This is a genomic window from Ruegeria sp. BB5 (genome assembly GCF_056539405.1).
The window spans coordinates 223,629-240,117 of record NZ_JBQFUX010000003.1; the positions used below are offsets into that span (position 1 = coordinate 223,629).

General features: G+C 56.0%; 13 protein-coding genes. 2 read left to right on the forward strand and 11 right to left on the reverse strand.

Annotated elements, in window-relative coordinates; genetic code table 11:
* Positions 1–122: 122 nt before the first annotated feature.
* The 6 genes from ACR0DL_RS10825 to ACR0DL_RS10850 all read right to left on the reverse strand — a co-directional run bounded on the left by ACR0DL_RS10825 (position 123) and on the right by ACR0DL_RS10850 (position 8,296).
* Positions 123–1,418 carry a gluzincin family metallopeptidase gene (locus ACR0DL_RS10825; RefSeq protein WP_480689065.1) on the reverse strand — a complete coding sequence of 432 codons (1,296 nt, stop codon included), beginning with the start codon at positions 1,416–1,418 and terminating at the stop codon, positions 123–125.
* Between the two features lie 44 nt (positions 1,419–1,462).
* The gene (locus ACR0DL_RS10830) at positions 1,463–2,773 is read right to left on the reverse strand and encodes a TfuA-like protein (RefSeq protein WP_480689067.1); all 1,311 of its coding nucleotides are present in this window, start codon (positions 2,771–2,773) and stop codon (positions 1,463–1,465) included.
* Entirely contained in the window at positions 2,770–3,975 is a 1,206-nt protein-coding gene (locus ACR0DL_RS10835) for a YcaO-like family protein (RefSeq protein ID WP_480689069.1), read from the reverse strand. Before ACR0DL_RS10835 ends, ACR0DL_RS10830 begins: the two co-directional genes overlap by 4 nt.
* 177 nt (positions 3,976–4,152) lie before the next feature.
* Positions 4,153–6,216 carry an ABC transporter permease gene (locus ACR0DL_RS10840; RefSeq protein WP_480689071.1) on the reverse strand — a complete coding sequence of 688 codons (2,064 nt, stop codon included), beginning with the start codon at positions 6,214–6,216 and terminating at the stop codon, positions 4,153–4,155.
* A gap of 4 nt (positions 6,217–6,220) precedes the next feature.
* Positions 6,221–7,300, reverse strand: coding sequence for a quaternary amine ABC transporter ATP-binding protein (locus tag ACR0DL_RS10845; protein ID WP_480689073.1), 1,080 nt, complete (start codon positions 7,298–7,300; stop codon positions 6,221–6,223).
* Positions 7,301–7,360: 60 nt separating this feature from the next.
* Entirely contained in the window at positions 7,361–8,296 is a 936-nt protein-coding gene (locus ACR0DL_RS10850; RefSeq protein WP_170361707.1) for an ABC transporter substrate-binding protein, read from the reverse strand.
* Positions 8,297–8,730: 434 nt separating this feature from the next.
* On the opposite strand from ACR0DL_RS10850, the gene ACR0DL_RS10855 reads away from it, so the two are divergent.
* Together ACR0DL_RS10855 and ACR0DL_RS10860 are read left to right on the forward strand one after the other, a co-directional pair.
* The gene (locus ACR0DL_RS10855) at positions 8,731–9,834 is read left to right on the forward strand and encodes a Hint domain-containing protein (RefSeq protein WP_480689074.1); all 1,104 of its coding nucleotides are present in this window, start codon (positions 8,731–8,733) and stop codon (positions 9,832–9,834) included.
* Positions 9,835–10,142: 308 nt separating this feature from the next.
* Positions 10,143–11,075 (forward strand): DMT family transporter, encoded by a 933-nt coding sequence (locus ACR0DL_RS10860; protein ID WP_480689076.1) that lies wholly within the window; start codon positions 10,143–10,145, stop codon positions 11,073–11,075.
* Between the two features lie 135 nt (positions 11,076–11,210).
* Here the strand turns inward: ACR0DL_RS10860 and ACR0DL_RS10865 are convergent, their stop codons facing one another.
* The 5 genes from ACR0DL_RS10865 to ACR0DL_RS10885 form a co-directional block, all read right to left on the reverse strand.
* Positions 11,211–11,414 (reverse strand): hypothetical protein, encoded by a 204-nt coding sequence (locus ACR0DL_RS10865; protein WP_170350076.1) that lies wholly within the window; start codon positions 11,412–11,414, stop codon positions 11,211–11,213.
* Between the two features lie 348 nt (positions 11,415–11,762).
* Positions 11,763–12,119, reverse strand: coding sequence for a DMT family transporter (locus tag ACR0DL_RS10870; protein ID WP_170350077.1), 357 nt, complete (start codon positions 12,117–12,119; stop codon positions 11,763–11,765).
* 29 nt (positions 12,120–12,148) lie between these two features.
* Positions 12,149–13,585 carry a UbiA family prenyltransferase gene (locus tag ACR0DL_RS10875; RefSeq protein ID WP_480689078.1) on the reverse strand — a complete coding sequence of 479 codons (1,437 nt, stop codon included), beginning with the start codon at positions 13,583–13,585 and terminating at the stop codon, positions 12,149–12,151.
* 104 nt (positions 13,586–13,689) lie between these two features.
* Entirely contained in the window at positions 13,690–15,060 is a 1,371-nt protein-coding gene (locus tag ACR0DL_RS10880; RefSeq protein WP_480689080.1) for a nucleotide sugar dehydrogenase, read from the reverse strand.
* 221 nt (positions 15,061–15,281) lie between these two features.
* Positions 15,282–16,457: a glycosyltransferase family 4 protein gene (locus ACR0DL_RS10885; RefSeq protein WP_480689082.1), complete on the reverse strand. Its 1,176-nt coding sequence runs from the start codon at positions 16,455–16,457 to the stop codon at positions 15,282–15,284.
* Positions 16,458–16,489: the final 32 nt, after the last annotated feature.

Here is a 16,489-nt window from a genome sequence, read left to right on the forward strand (position 1 = left end):
GAAGCCAGAACCCTCATCTCCCCCTTGAAAAAAACTCGAATAAAAAAATTCGAGCAAAAAATCCAAAAATCACCCTACGATTGCATGCCACAAAACCATTCAAAAATAAAGGATTTTGGATGCTATCCGGGAACCTGCGTGCGGACTGAATGTGAATGGCTGTCTTCCTCCGGGTCCGGCACGCGAGGACCGGCCGTTGTCAGGCCGATATCGCGCATGCGGAAATTGCGCTCGATGATGCGGCGGAATGCACCGCCGGTAATCTCTTGATCGACGGCGAGTAGCGCTTTCTCAACCCCGAAATAACTCAGCATATCTGCGTCGAGCAGCGACCAAGCATCGGCAAGATAGGTGCCCAGATAGTCACGCGCCTCAAGCAGGGCGATGCGGAAACCTTCGGGGTTTTGGGCGTATCGTTTGTCAAAAATCCCCTGCATCACTTGGCTGTATTCGGGTGTGCCTTCCAATTGATCCGACATGTCTTCCTCTTCAGTCGAGATCAGATCGTGTACCAGCAACCTCTCATGGTAAATATCGACAAAAATGTCGAACATCGCCCCGGTCAACGGCTCCGACAGGGCATGTTCACTGGACCAACCGGCAGCGAATTCCGACAAAGAGCGGTCATTGGCGGCAATCCGGATTTGTGCGTTGTCCGACAGTTCAGCAAAACGGCTGAGGCGGTTGAAGGTATAAAGATTACCCCGGGTGTTTTCGAGTAACGTGTCCACCACCGAACCGAAATGTAATGACGCCAACAGGGCCACCAGATCGGCGGCAGATTCATGAAACCCGTAATACTCGCCCGAAGCATCTCCATCCGACGGCATCCCGATCACGCTATAGATAATGGCATGGCCGATTTCATGCGCGACCACGTCGAAATTCAGGCTGTAGGGACGGTATTCATCTCCGTGTTCATGGGTGCCGCCAGTTTCCAGAAAACCCCAACCGATATGCGCATTGTCGAGGCTGGGCAGAAGTGAAAGTTCCAGACGGTCGAAGTCGCGGGCAAAGTGCCATGGGATCGGACGGTCGAAATACCCCTGCCAAACATCCATGGTGAAATGGGCCGAACCATAAAGATGCGCTGCTTCGAAGGAGGGGTCGGTAGGATCGATATGGATGAAATTTCCGAATTCATCCGGCATGGCGGGCGGTTGGATATAGCCATCCCAAGGGGGCAGGTACATGCCGGGCCCGTTCGGCCCCGGTACAATTGCCCCATAAGGCGTGGTTTTGCCCACCGGGTGCACCGTGTACATGCGCGGCCCAGACGGTCCCGGGCCAACACTACCCTGAGGGGCAGAGATTTCGACCAGCTCCAGCGGGGCGTCAGGCTCAAGAAAGGGCGACTGTGGGTACAGCAGGAATCGGGTGCCGGGTTCTTCGTCTTCGATCTGTTCGGGGTAGTTCACAAAAATGCCCTCCCGTGTTGTGCCCGGTAAATTCCGGTGACCTGCTATTCGGCGGCTCCGGTGTCGGCACTTTTATGGCAGTATAAAAACTCGGCTTCTATCAGGTCATAAAACGCGTCGCGCCCGGCCAGACCAAGCGCCACTGCGTAGGAGTCAAGATCATCAGGCACCTCTTGGTCAAGACGAGATTCAAAATACCACATTAGCACCCGCAAACGATCCACTCCGGATGAGCCCGCCGGAATGGCGTTCTGTCCCTTGCTGGCGGCCCGATCCCGCAACAGGGTGTATTGACCCGTGCGACGCAATTCTGACAGCAGTTGTGTGTCCAAATAGCTCGCGCGGGATGCAACGGTGGCGTCGATCCGCGCAGCGTCTGCCAGCATAGCCTCATAGCTTTCGGGGTTCAGATCGTTCGCCTCAATCCACGCCATCAGGTCAGACCGCCGTGATAAGCCTGTTGCCGCCCTATGATCATCCATCTTCCGGACCAGATCAGCGCGTGTAGGGGTACGATCCCGTCTAGAGGCATCTTCGCGCGACAGCAGCGCCAACGCGGCGCGATCTTTCAATTGCGCGTATAAGTCAGGGTTCAGACGCAATTCGTCGACAATGGCGCGATCAGCTTTCGGCTCACTGCCATCTACCCTTGCGCATAAGGCTTTCCACATCAGGGTTGGTTCGGTACGTGTCACCTCGGTCGCGGGCAAAGGTGTACCATTCAAGTGGTCCGACATGCGGGTCAGCATGGCGCATGCGTCAACCGCCTTGGCGTCGACCCGACCCGTCGGCAGCCAATCCGCGAAACCGTCCACTCCTGGCAAGTCCTGCACGGCAAAGATAATATCCGCCCAAATTCGCTGGCGATAGTGCATGACCTTGGCGAGATGTAGCATCTCAGACGCCGTGTCCGTAGGCAGGACACCCGCAGCCTGCGCTTGCTCGACAGTTGCGCGGATCGACACCATCGGTTCGCTGAGAGGTTGGAACCCCAGCTCGGCCGGGCTGTGTAGCACGGCAACCTCATCGTCATCCTGCAGGACATCGGTGTAATAGTCCTGAAAGATCTGACCAACCCCGATCATTCCGAAATCAGCCAGCTCGGCCGCGCGCAACGCGCCCATGCTGGCGCTGCCAAAGACCGGAATACCCTGTTCGATCGCCCATAGGATTTCCTTGTGCCATACCGATGGAACTCCTTCGAAAAATCCGTCTATGATCCCAATTGCGGTCGGTTTTTCGCGCGCGACGCGATAGACGTCGCCTTGTCGAACGGGTGGCAGAATGGTCGCATCCAGATGTTCGGCCACTGCGTCAGACGTCAGGGTAGGTCCCACAAAAACAACTGCCGTCATGCCAAACCATCCACTATGCGCTGTGCCCGGGGGCCGGGCACGTAATCTGGATCGTCATGCGGAGCCTCCAGCCCGGGGATCACAGCCCGGATCACGGCGATATCAATTTCAGGCCGCGACAGATCAACCGTCACCACCTGTGAAATGCCCACGGCGGCAAGCCGTTGCAGCAGCAATTCCAGGTCTTCGTCAAAGGACCCGGTCACATGAGACGGACAATCGTCAAATCTTTGATCCGCTGCGACACTATCAATTAGGTCATGCACATAGCGCCCCCGATCCATCTTGGCCTGATCGGTGAATTCCTCTGGATCCAGATCATCCCGCGCGCCGGAGATATAGGTAAGTCGCGTCTGTGCCGCCTCGGTCAGGGCCCGCAGCAAGGCGATCGCACGGTCTAGGTGGCAACCATCACCAATACCGATATGGCCGGGCTGTCCGCCGCCTTCGCAAATCACACAGCGGAAACTGGCAATTCCTATATCTGAAGTCGTGTTCCACAACCCGATCTCCAGCCCGGCGGTGGCAATCATTTCGATGGCCTGACGACAGCGCGGGTCATCCACAGTGTCTGGATCAAGGCGGGGGGCGCTCGCACGGTGATGCCACAATGTTGTGGCGTCCCGTTCGATCAACTCGCAGATGGCGTGACAGCTGGCCTCGGCCACGTTGTTTCCCGACGCCAGACCGTTGGTCGTGCGAGGAAAGGCAGCCTGACCGCCAACCGGCGCGGTGGTATAGTCGGTATCGACCATCTCAAGCGGAACCCAGCACGCGTGACCTGTACCCAGATCCTGGCCTAAAACCCACAACATGTTGGCATGCGGGTCGAAATGCCCGCAGGTCACGCGCGGCAGTTCCGCCACTTCAACAACGGTCGCGTTCTGGACCAATTCGGCATATCTGGCCAGACGCTGAGGCAAATGCACCCGTTCAGCATGCCAGGATTCAATCGCCTCCATGACGCCTGATGCTTCGGCTGCGCGCAGTGACAACCCTTTGCCCAGTGACACAGCAACTGACCGGGAATTGGGTCGGGCGACCATCACAGTGGGCAATCCGATCCTGTCCAGACCGGTCAGGTTTGCGATCCGGGTGATGCCCATGCCTTTTAGAAACGGTTTGACGATTTGCAAGGTGTGCTCGGGGTCGCGCAGCCGATGCGTGTCCAGCACATATTGCTTCTGCGATCCATCGGGCATGTTGAGAGCCTTATTTGAAAATTTCGCTCAACGTAAAATAGTTGCGCCGGGCCAGTCCGTTACGGGGCAGGATGATAGATCATACCCTGTCGGTCAACCGTTGCGGCCTTTGGACCTTTCGGGAGCTGCCGCGTAACATTGTCAGGCCGTGTGTCCAGTACATCGTACCGCTGGAGATTAAAGTGCGTCGTCCAGTTTCACGCCCAGACGTGCTTGAATCTGTTGGCTGAACCCCTGCGTGATGCGGTCGGCGATCATTGCGATGATGGCCATGCCTATCCCGGCAGTCATCCCGACCCCGAAATCGCCATCTCCGAGGCCGATATAAATCTGCTGGCCCAGATCGTCAGTGCCCACTAGGGCGGTAATCACCAACATTGAAATCCCGAACATGATTGTCTGGTTTAGGCCCAGCATGATTGATGGCACCGCAAGTGGCAATTTCACCTGCCACAGCAACTGCCGGGGCGTCGTTCCGATGGCTGTTGCCGCCTCGATCACGTCATGCGGCAGGTTACGTAGCCCATGTTCGGTGTATCGGATCGCCGGAACAATCGCATAGACGATAATGGCCAGAAGAGCCGTGAATTCACCAATTTTGAACACCATCACAAAGGGAATGAGGATCACGAATAGCGGCATGGTCTGCAACGTGTCGATAACGGGCCTTACTATGCGGGACACAGTGTCATTCTCGGACGCCCAGATGCCGATGGCGCTGCCGAACAGAAATGACAGCAGAACGCCTACGCCGCAGAGGTACAAGGAAATGACTGACGGCTCCCAAATTCCGGTCAGAAGCAAAAAAGCGACCCCGGCCAGCGCCCAGAGTGCAAGGTTCTTCCCTCCGGCCTGCCAGGCCAGAGCCAGGATCACGGCGCAAAGCGCAATCCAGGCCAGCCCGGTCAGGCCGGAATACAGGACCAGCCCGAATAGGATCACCCAAAGAGCTTGCAACTGCTTGCCTTTGAACGCGAAATACCCAGCTATTGCCGCGACGATCAGTGCATAACCCGTGGTCACGGCGGGTGTCATGGCAAAACCCCAGGTAAACGGGCTGACGGCCTGAGACAGCCCGATCTTGATTGGCAGCATCAGGTAGAACAGCGCGACCCGTTTGATTGCTTCAAGTGTGGTGCGGAATTCGACAAAGATCCACTCAAGCCCCGCGTTCATAGCCGGGGCGGGGTTCAGCACCCACGCTTCGGGCCAGTCTTTGAGGGGTGGGAAAACCATGGCCAGCGCCCAAGCAACGCCAAACAGCGCAGCGCAGATGATCCAGCCCTTGGCCCCGCGTTTAGCTGAACTGGACTGCACCGCGAACCCCCAGGTGATCCGATCCAGCACCATGGCCATCAACGCGATCACGATCCCTGCCAAAAGGCTTTCACCGAACTGCGCTTTGCGCATGGTCGATAGCACCTCCCAGCCGATATCGTTGGTGCCGCCGATGATCGATGCAATGATCACCATGGACAATGATGCCATCGTCGTTTGGTTCACCCCTAGCAGGACTTGCCGCTGCGCCGTTGGAACTCGCACGCGCCAGAAAAGCTGGGATGGGGTGGCACCGCTCATCAGGCCGGACTCGATCACTTCGTCCGGAACACCGCGCAGGCCAACGATGGTATTGCGCACCATTGGAGGAAAGGCGAACAGGATGGAAGCGACCAAACCGACCGTAGTGCCAAACCCGAACAACAACAGGATCGGCAACAGATAGGCAAAGGCCGGAACGGTTTGCATCAGATCCAGGACTGGCATGATGATCCGATAGGCTCGGTCAGACAGAAACCCCCAGGTTCCCAGCGCAAAGCCCAGTGCCACCGCCATTGGAATCGAAACAACCACAAGCGCGAAAGAGTTCATGGACTGTGTCCAGAACCCAAACGTGACCATGTATAAAAGGCTGACGGCGGTAAAGATCGCAAGTCCCCGACCCCCTGCACGAAGGGCCAGATAGACCCACAGCATAAACCACGCCACCCATGGCACCGCATGCAGAACCGTCTTGGCCAAAAGGATGGGCCAATCCAACAGCCAAGAAATGGCTTTGAAAAACCAGCCGAAGGTCACCACAAACCACCGCATCGCGATATTCATCGGGTCGGTTACCGGCAGAACCAGTGCATCAGGATAGGTGACCAGTGGCCCAAGGCTTTTGGCAAAGACGACGCAAATGGCCACAAGCACTGTGACCGCAAGCCAGACCACCAGCGATCTGTTCGAAACTGCATCCATTAGGTCAGTCCTTGACCGCTGAGGCGTCTGATACACCGCTGGCCAAAGCGGCAATCACGTTCTGACTGGTCATGTGTACCAACGCATTGTCGTCCTTGCGCACGGCCACCCCGTTGTCGTGAGAGGCCAAATAGGGCAGCAGATCGGCCACATTGGTTGAGGCCGGAACCTCTTTGATTCCGCTCGGCGGGACGTTGTCCGAAGCCACATCGCCCGCCGTCAGGATCAGCTCCCACGGGACGTCATTGGTGAATTCACGCACATAATCGTCGACGGGGTTCAGGATCAGATCGACTGGGCGCCCGATCTGAACCACTGCGCCATCCTTCATGATTGCCATTCGATCGGCAATGCGCAGTGCTTCAAGAAAATCATGGGTTATGAAGACGATAGATTTGTGCAGCTCTTGCTGTAGCCGCAGGAACTCGTCCTGCATCTGGCGTCGGATCAATGGGTCCAGCGCGCTGAAGGGTTCGTCCAGAAACCAGACCTCTGGTTCTACAGCCAGCGACCGTGCAATGCCGACACGCTGTTGCTGCCCGCCCGACAATTGGCTGGGAAAGCTGCTTTCGCGCCCTTCTAGGCCGACCAATGAGATCACGCGCTCGGCGCGCTCCAGACGCTCTTTGTCGTCCAACCCTTGCAACTTCAGGGGAAAGGCCACGTTTTCCAGAACGTTCAGGTGCGGCATCAGGCCAAAGCTTTGGAACACCATCCCCATCTTGTGACGGCGAATGTCTATCAGTTCCTTCGCCGAGACCTTCAGCAGATCCTCACCATCCAGCAATATTTCCCCGGCGGTGGGTTCGACCAGACGGGACAGGCAGCGCACGATGGTGGACTTACCCGAACCTGAAAGCCCCATGATTACAAAAATCTCGCCCGGCATGACATCAAAGCTGACATCGGTCGAGGCGACAATGCCGCCGTCATCGCGAATGTGTTGAGCCAGGGCCTTGGCCTCGCTTGAGTCCTGACCTGCCACACCGATGTTGCGCAGATGTTGATCCGCCCCTTTACCGTAAAGTTTCCAAACATGTTTGCAGGACAGTTTCGGGGTGCTGGTTGGGGAAGATGCAGTCATTTTAGCAGCCTTACAAAGGGTGGAGCGCATATGTCGCGCTCCACCATGGTCAGAGACGGGTTACTGTTTTGCCGCTGCAACCCAAGGCTGCCACACGTCTTCGTTTGCGCCCATCCACTCGGCCACGACTTCTTTGACTTCGCGCCCGTTCTGATCCACTTCCAGGATCAGTACGTTCTGTACGTCGTTGGTCAGGTTCATCTGCTCAACCATCTTCATCGCATCCGGATAGGTCGACGCGAAATCTTTCGAGACGATCTTATCGACAGTCGCCTGCTGGAAGCCGCACGCCTCGCCGCGTTTCTGGCTGGCCTCGTCGCAGGTGCCATGCGGCGTGTCCCATTCGACCCAGTTCACATCGGTCTCGGCAAAGACCCAGTGCGGCTGCCACATCATCATCAGGATAGGCTGCTCGGCGGCCACGGCGCTTTTCAGTTCGGCCAGCATCGCCCCTTCGGAGCCGCCCGGCACCGGCTTGAACGGCAGATCGATCAGCTCAACCAGATCGGCTGACCGGGTTCCCCAGTCTGCCGGGTAGGTGATCAGACGACCATCCGGGAAGGTATCCGCGGCGGCAAAAGCCTGCGCGCAGTCATACAGCGCCTCATAGGCCGGTAGCCCCGGGCACTTTTCGGCCATGTACGGCGGATAAATCCAGCCTTCCTGCGGCTCAAGCCCCAGGCCGCCGACAACAATGATATCCCCGGCCTCAACGGCCTTGGGGTAGATGTCGCCGACATTGTTGGTCCAAAGTTCCGGCTGATAATGCAGGCTGCCCTCGGCAATGGCGGCCAGCTGCGGCACGGCACCGGCGGTCACGTACTCGACCTCGTGGCCCAGCTGTTCGAACAGCGCCCCTGCAAAATGGGCCGAGATATGCTGACCGGTCCATTCGTTGACAGCAATCTTGATGGGATCGGCCAGAGCAGCGCCTTGGCTTAAAAGCAGTGCGGCTGAAGCCAGCAAAGCAGGCTTCAGAGAGTTTGAAATAGTCATAGTGTGACCTCCGTTGGTGGACTGGCCATTTTGGCCTTTATTGTTTGCTGTATCGAAAAACAGTACAGTTGCAGGTATTTGGCCCAACAGACTGCTTTCTATCAACAGTGTTTTTATTAGCTCTTTCGAATGCGATCTTCACTTGCACCAAGTTGAGCATGAACGCGATCCTAACATGAGAAAACAGACCATCAAGGATTTGCACCGTAAGTAATTGATGCGCAACACGGGTTCGGTTCTTTTGCGCATCACTACACGATAAAGATCTGTACTCTGCTGATGATTGACCAGCCCGACCCAGATACCAATAAGACACGTTTCGGTATTTGTTTTGACCACCAAACCCGATCCACAAGTAAAAATTCTTGAATTGTTAAGAAGTCGAAGGTTATTTGACTGCTGTACGTTCGTTTTTTGTTTTTTACGAGTTTTCCATGCCGACAACATTTACCGTCTTTTCCCTTGGCAACCAGCAAATCTGGGACACGGCTGAAGGCAACCAAACCCTTTCAACCGGCGCAGTAAATTCGTCCCTTGGCACCTATGGGTCTGCGGGAAATCCTCTGTTTGACAGCAGACAGACTTTCGCCGAGGCAGGGTCTGGTTTCAGCGGCGGGGATTCTACGGCCTATGATCTGGACAACAACGTCTCGAACGATCAGTTCAGCATCGACGGTGGGTCGCCGCAGTCGTTTGATGCAGCAATGCAATTCGATGCTGTCATTACATATACCGATGGCTCGACCGTAAGTATTACAGCTGTTGTTTTTCAAGATACCAACGGCAACACCTATTGGGCACCGGAATTTCAGGATAACGCGGATCAGGACGCGATCGACGCAAGCGCGATCGAGTCGATTCAATTGGTCTCGCCGATCTATGCGAACGGCTTCAATACCGGATACTCGCTGTTCGGGGAAAGGGCCGATTCCGATCCGTTGTGTTTTGTGCGGGGGGCGTTGATTGCCTGCCCGGACGGGCCCAGGCCCATCGAGTCCCTGAAAGCGGGAGATCAGGTGCTGACCATGGATAGCGGCGCACAACCAATTCGTTGGATCGGTCGACGCACGATGGCGGCTATTGGAAAATTCGCGCCCATCCGAATCCGCGCGGGTGTTTTGGGCGCTGAGGACACATTCGAGGTCAGCCCGCAACATCGCCTTCTGTTACAAGGCGCCGATATCGAGTTGCAGTTTGCCAGCCCACAGGTTTTGGCAGCAGCAAAGTATCTGGTTGACGGTGACGGAATATCTTTGCGCATCGGTGGCGAAGTCGAATATTTCCATCTGCTTTTTGATGATCACCAGATTGTCTGGGCCAATGGCGTCGCGTCAGAAAGCCTTCTTCTTGGCAAAGCGGGGACAGCCGCGCTGGATGAAGAGGATGTTTCGGAAATCCAGACGTTGTTTCCAGAACTTGATTTGCCATCAGGGCGGGGTCTTGAGGCTGCGCGCCCGGTTTTGAGAGCTTATGAGGCGTCGTTGATGGCCGCAGGACGTTCAACGGAAAATCCAGGTGCCCTTAGAAAGATTGCTTGAGGCGGCGGAATAATTTCCTGTTTTAGAATGGCACGGATCGGGGAATTTAAGCCTCTGCGTCTTGCGGTTCAGGATTAAAACCCCCGAAATATCTCTGAATTTCAGGCGTGTGGAGAAGTAGAAGCGCGAACGTGCGATATCTCGCAGATGCCTGGCTATGCGCAACAAGGTAATTCATCGCCTTTTTGGAAGTCGCGGTTTTGGTCGAGTGACCATTATTAGAGAGCTTTCCGCAAGAAACGGGTCGCGGTGTTGGGGGCGCGCGGATTAGTTTTTTGGGAGAAGCGTTAACGAGGAACCGGCAACAAATGACTCCGCAGCCCATGCCATCGATGGATTTGAAGGCCACTGCCATGCTGCTGTTGCTTGCGGCCGTTTGGGGCGGTTCGTTTTTCTTCGGCGAGGTTGCCCTGACCGAAGTGCCGCCACTGACAATTACGCTGCACAGGGTGATCTGGGCGGTTCCTATTCTTGCCCTGATCGTCATAATCAAAGGATTGAGCGTGCCACGCACGCCTCGGATATGGGGCGCTTATCTTGTTATGGGCGCGCTCAACAATGCCATCCCATTCTCGCTGATCTTCTGGGGGCAAACGCAGATCGACAGTGGACTTGCGTCAATTTTAAACGCAACGACGGCAATGTTCGCAGCAGTTGTGGCTGGTTTGCTTCTCAAGGATGAGCCGTTGACGCCAAAGAAGATAGCAGGTGCTGCGCTAGGTATATTGGGTGTGGCCTTTATCATGGGACCAAGTGCGTTGACTGAGTTCAATCCCAGCAACCTGGCACAGTTGGCTATCCTTGGGGCCACACTTTCCTATGCTTTTGCCGGCGTTTGGGGCAGAACTGCCCTTTCAGGCCAACCGCCGCTTGTGAATGCGCTCGGTATGCTGATTGGCAGCACCGTGCTTATGATCCCAATTGTTCTTTTGATGGATGGCGCCCCCAATTTTGATTTGTCTTTAGGCGTTTGGTCTGCGCTTCTTGGGATGGCCGCGTTGTCAACGGCATTGGCCTATGTTCTTTACTTTGCAATTCTTGCGCGTGCGGGTGCGGCCAATCTTCTTTTGGTGACGCTGCTGATCCCACCGTTTGCTATCGGTCTTGGCGTGACATTCCTTGGTGAGAGGATGGAGCCGAGTGCGTGGATTGGGTTCGCCATCATTGCTTTGGGCTTTGCCGTGACCGACGGTCGACTTTTTTCACGCATCGCTAAAGGCAAGCCCAGACAAGCGGAATGAGACGCATCTTTGAATTTCACGGCATAATGGCAGGCGCGAGAAACACGAAGTTCGAATATGGATAACTTTTACATGGAATGAGGGAAGTTTCAGTACAACAGGACACTAAGCAACATGGAAACCGCCCAGCGGCGCTTAGCCGGAATAGGCGTGATCGTGTTTGCGGAGTCGATTGTGCAACAATTTGGCCACCCCAATCACGATGAGAGCTGCCAGAATGAACAGCCAGCCAAACAGAATATAGGCCCCCAATGCCATCAGGATAGAAGAACCGGAATATAAGGCAAAACCGCCAGCACATAGGCCAACAAGGATGGCTATTCCGAAAATTCCCATCATTTCTTTCGGCCCTCCGGCTGTGACCTTGGTCGTGTCCCCTCCAAACTGGCAAGAGTGATGCCTTGGAGCGAGCGCCCACGATGATTCCGCGCCTAAATCATGGCAAAACTGTGAACCACCTTGGGTTAAAATTTGATTATTGTTACCTGACGGGGCAACGCCCCACTACTCGTTCGACACTGCGTATTTTTTGAGGCCTAAAGAAGCCTGACCCAAGTATTCCTTAAATTCCGACCTGCGGCAATGCTTTCTGAAAAAGACTTGGAAAAATGTGCGAAGGTTTGCTTGCCAACATGTAGATCTGTTGCGGGATTGGACCAGTCGCACTGCGCATGGTTAGCCCGGGCCTCAGGCTTGTTTCACCTGTGACAGGACAAAAACACCAGCGATGACCAGCCCGATGCCAACGATTTTTTGCAGGTTCAGCGTCTCGGAAAACAAGAAATAGCCGACGACAAGAATGCCGACCATCGCCAATCCGGTGACGGCCGGGTAGGCGATACTCAGCTCAAGGCCGCGGATGGCGACAATAAAGCTGCTCAGCAACAGCAAGCCACTGATCAAACCAGCCCAGGCCCAGGGCGAAACCACAAGGGCGCGAATATCGAAAGGTCCTGAAAGCTGTTGCACAGCCAGTTTGAACGAGACGTTTGTGCAAATGTTCGCGCAGACCGCAAATAGTAAGGCAGACCAGTATAACGACATAGTATTCTCCTTCGTTTTCGCGGCCATCATCAAAGGGTCAGGTATTTCGCAGCTAGGGTCACCAAAACAAACGCGCCGCCGACCATAAGACTGATCCTGTCGCGCAGGGCAAACAGGACCGGATCGTCCGCGACCCGCCCGCGCCGGGCACCGACCCAGATGCGGTTGCCCCAGTACAGCAGTAGCAGACACAGCAGCCACAGGATTTCGGGTGTCCGGTAAATTTCTTTTACCTCGGGGCTGTTGATATAAAGCGCCAGAATGACAACGGCTGCGGTGATATTGGCCACGCCCAGGCTGAACATGGTTTCGCTGTCGGCATAGGAATAATCCCGGCCATGGACATTGCCGTCATCTTCAGGTGCTGCGGCCACTTCGATGTAGCGTTTCAGATAGCCGAGGCTGACAAAGACGAACATCGAGAACGCCAGAAACCAGGACGACAGCACGATGCCGGTGGCCGCAGACCCGGCAATGACGCGCAGCGTGTAAAGCGATGCCAACACCATCACATCCGCCGTCGCGATCTGCTTGAGCCAGAAGGAATAAGCCATGGTGATGATCAGATAGGTGATCAGCACAACTGCAAAGACAGGCGGCAGGAAGGCCAATGTTAGGACAAAGGCGATTAAGGGCAGGGCGATTGCGCCGACCACGCCTGCATGCAAAGACAGATCACCGGATGGCAGCGGGCGGTGCCGTTTGCTTGTGTGCTGGCGATCAGCTGCCAGATCGACCAGATCGTTCAGGAAATACACCCCGGACGCACAAAGGCTGAAACAGATGAAGGCTAGAAGGGATGCAAGAACCGACGAAAAAGGCAGATGCTGCTGTGAGGTGAAGATAGGCGCAAAGATCAGGGCGTTTTTTGCATATTGATGGGGCCGCATGGATTTGAGAAAGGCCTGCCACAGCGGCGGGCGCGATGTGATGACTTTCTCGGCTGTGCCCGCCGACTGCGCTGTTGCCACGTCAGATTTCGGTGCATTGACAAATATGCCCGACGCAGAGGCGGCCCAGATCGGGCTGTCGGCTGTGCTGTCTCCGGCATATGCAAAGGTCTCGTCCCCGGCAGCATCGCGTATTGCGGCCAGCTTGTTGGCGCCTTTCAGATTGTGGTCGGTATCTGTTGCCAGAACCGAGTCGAATATTTCCAGATGCGCGGCCACCTTGTCGGCATAGATGCGGTGCGAGGCCGTGGCGAGAACCAACTGCCTGCCATCCGCTTTCTGCTGTTTCAGGTACTCAAGCAGCGAGGTTTCGTACGGAAGCGCCTCGGCCTTGAGGCCGACCTCGTGCGCGATCCGCTCTTTGGCGTAGGGAATACCTTTGAACAGCCATAGGATGACGGGAAAGATGTTAAGCGGGTTATTCTTCAGAAATTGAAGGATAGCCTCAACAAAAAGATCAGTTCTGATCAGGGTCCCGTCCAGATCAACAAAAATTTTCTTGGGCTTGTCACTCATTACCAGAATTCTACTTTTAATTTCTACCTCATTGAAAGAATGTAATTTAATTTACCTTTCTACTGTTCTGAAAATGCCGAATGCGATGTCGGCGATCGACAGTTTCAAAGCTTGACGAGTCTTCCCCCCGTGACCGCAATCCCTGCTTTTTCAAAAACGTTGCGTGTGTCGAAGACAAGAGCCGCCTTTTGGGCAACCAGATCGTAGTCCGGGGCGCTGTGGTCGGTGATAACGGCTGCTGCCGCATAGCGTTTCAGGTTTTCGGCTGTCAGCGGTTGGGATGTCCGACCTGCAAGCTGTGGGAATTCCCCGCCTTCGGGCAGGCAGGGGAAATAGGGATCATGATAATCCACCTCGGCCCCCAGCTTTTCCAGCTCGTCCAGCAGAACCAAAGCCGGGCTGCGGCGGGTATCTTCGACATCGCGCTTATAGGCGATACCCATCAGCAAAATCTTCTGTCCGGTCAGGGGTTGACCGGTTTCCGCCAGCGCAGAACCGTTGCGCGCCGTCAGTTCCGCGGCGATCCGCGCGGCCAATATCTGCGGGACGGCGTCATTGCTGCTGCGTGCCAGGTTGATGATCGGCGTATCCGATCCCGCATCTGCGGCGCGCCAGGCCAAATAGGCCGGGGACACTGGTATGCAGGCGCCTCCTATGCCGGGGCCGGGATAGAAGGGCATAAAACCAAAGGGCTTGGTGGCCGCAGCCTCGATCACTTCCCAGACGTCCACATCCATCGCTTCAAGTGCGGTTTTCAGTTCGTTGACCAGGGCGATGTTTACGGTGCGAAAGCTGTTCTCGACCAGTTTCACCGCCTCGGCAGTAGCGGCCGAACTGACCGGCACGGCGCTGGTGACGATGGCGCGATAGAAATCCTCGACCAGTTGCCGTGACAGCGGATCATCGGCCCCGACCACTTTGGGAATGCTGTGTGTGTCGAACTTATCATTGCCGGGGTCTTCACGCTCGGGCGAGAAAGCCAGAAAAAAATCACTGCCCGCGCGCAAACCGCCTGCTTCGAGGATGGGCTGGACCAGGGTTGTCGTGGCTCCGGGCCAGACGCTGCTTTCCAGCACCACCATCTGACCGGGGCGCAAGTGTTGCGCGATGGTTTGGGCTGCGGCAGCGACATAGCACATATCCGGGTTCTGCGCATCGGTCAGCGGGGTCGGCACGCAGATCAAAACGATATCTGCGTCGGCCAGTGCCGCAGGGTCCTGCGTGGCGCGGAAGCGCCCGCTGTCCACCGCTTGCGCGATCCGATCCGAAGCCAGGTACGATATGACCTGATCGCCCTGATTGATCCGCGCCACCCGGTCTGGGTTCAGGTCAACGCCGGTTGTGTCGAACCCCTCATCATAGGCGGTCAGCGCCAGTGGCAGGCCGACATAGCCCAATCCAACCACAGCAACCCGCGCGTCGCGCGTGGCGATAAGCTGCCCGAGGGACTGATGGTGCGAGGTTTCGTAGTTCATAATTTACCCTGATCTTACAAAGTCAGACTGAAATCAATTCACGGTATGGCTGTCGGAAATTCTAACCTCTTCCACGGATAGGAGGAAGGGGGTGCGAATCCAACAAATTTGTCAGCCTGGTTCCAGACTGCCGTACCGCGTTTCCAATAAAGGTTCAATTCTTGGGTGGACACAGAATTGTTGCTGGAATTTTGAAAAAGGCGCGCTTGGGAAAAATTTCTTTACTTCGGGCTTAACGCCCTCCGAAGCGATGCCTCGGCCAGTTCCGCACCTTTGTCCCAGCTAAAGTTTGAAGCTTGCGCCAGGGCTTTTTGCGACAGGCCATTTCGTAGTCCGGGTTCTGTCAGTAAGCGGATGGTTTGATCCGCAAGGGCCTGGCTGGATAGGGGGTCGAAATAAAGCCCGCCATCACCCACCACCTCGGGCAGACTGCCGCGATCCGAGGACAGAACGGGCGTGCCGCATGACATCGCCTCGAGCGCGGGCAGACCGAACCCCTCCCAAAGCGAGGGAAAGACCAGCGCATTGGCCGAATTGAGCAAAGCGGCAAGTTCGGGGTCATCAATCTCACCGGTGAAAATGATGCGCTCGGAGCGGGTGGCATCAGCGGCAGCACTGGCCTTGAGGTCCTCGACATTGTCCCAGAACCGCGCCCCTGTAGTGCGCCCGACAATAGCTAGGCGTGTGTCCGGTGCTTTCTGAAGAATCTGAGGCATGGCTTCAATTAGGCGCAGCACGTTTTTATGTCGGTTGAACCCGCCCAGATAGACCAAAAGCGGTGCATCAGGGGGGATGCCATAGGCCTCTCGGGCTTTCACCAAAACCCGATTGTCTTGAATAGGCTGAAAGACGTCCTCGGCCCCTTCGGTGATCGTGTCAATTCGCGCGCGGGGAATGCGCAGAATACGTGTCAGGTCGTTTGCCGAGGCGTCCGAGATCGTCATCACCCGTGTCGCTTGCATTTTGGCCAACCAGCATTTGGCCTGCCAAAGTCGGAAATTCAGACGCTTTGGAAAGATCAGTTCGGGAAAGCGTTCAGGGATCGTGTCGTGATAGCAGACTACTGTGGGGCGCCGGGCCGGCAGCGGAAAATAGGAATAAACCGCCGGGTAAAAGAACACGTCGCAGTCGATGCGTCGGGCCGCCTTGGCCATTGTCAGCAAATCGGCCCCGCCCCGGGCTTTGGCTCCCGATGAGGCCTCGGACATCGAAAATTCAGAGCCTGCAATGCGGGTTTCGACACCTTCCGGCACGGGTCGTGTCGGTTCCTGATCAAACAGGAGCGTATATCGAAAGCCGGTATCGCGGGCGGCCAGAGCAGCGACCAGATTCCGGGTGAACCGGCCAAAGCCTCGTTCGTTATCCCAGGGTGTTGCGTCAATGGCGATGTGGGTCAAAGGTCTTGGTCCCTGATAACATGCAGTAACTG

Excerpts from the sequence above, each read along its gene's own strand:
- ACR0DL_RS10830 (WP_480689067.1), bottom strand. The coding sequence starts at position 2,773 with ATGACGGCAGTTGTTTTTGTGGGACCTACCCTGACGTCTGACGCAGTG.
- ACR0DL_RS10845 (WP_480689073.1), bottom strand. The coding sequence starts at position 7,300 with ATGACTGCATCTTCCCCAACCAGCACCCCGAAACTGTCCTGCAAACAT.
- ACR0DL_RS10835 (WP_480689069.1), bottom strand. The coding sequence starts at position 3,975 with ATGCCCGATGGATCGCAGAAGCAATATGTGCTGGACACGCATCGGCTG.
- ACR0DL_RS10840 (WP_480689071.1), bottom strand. The coding sequence starts at position 6,216 with ATGGATGCAGTTTCGAACAGATCGCTGGTGGTCTGGCTTGCGGTCACA.
- ACR0DL_RS10870 (WP_170350077.1), bottom strand. The coding sequence starts at position 12,119 with ATGTCGTTATACTGGTCTGCCTTACTATTTGCGGTCTGCGCGAACATT.
- ACR0DL_RS10875 (WP_480689078.1), bottom strand. The coding sequence starts at position 13,585 with ATGAGTGACAAGCCCAAGAAAATTTTTGTTGATCTGGACGGGACCCTG.
- ACR0DL_RS10880 (WP_480689080.1), bottom strand. The coding sequence starts at position 15,060 with ATGAACTACGAAACCTCGCACCATCAGTCCCTCGGGCAGCTTATCGCC.
- ACR0DL_RS10860 (WP_480689076.1), top strand. The coding sequence starts at position 10,143 with ATGACTCCGCAGCCCATGCCATCGATGGATTTGAAGGCCACTGCCATG.
- ACR0DL_RS10850 (WP_170361707.1), bottom strand. The coding sequence starts at position 8,296 with ATGACTATTTCAAACTCTCTGAAGCCTGCTTTGCTGGCTTCAGCCGCA.
- ACR0DL_RS10865 (WP_170350076.1), bottom strand. The coding sequence starts at position 11,414 with ATGATGGGAATTTTCGGAATAGCCATCCTTGTTGGCCTATGTGCTGGC.
- ACR0DL_RS10855 (WP_480689074.1), top strand. The coding sequence starts at position 8,731 with ATGCCGACAACATTTACCGTCTTTTCCCTTGGCAACCAGCAAATCTGG.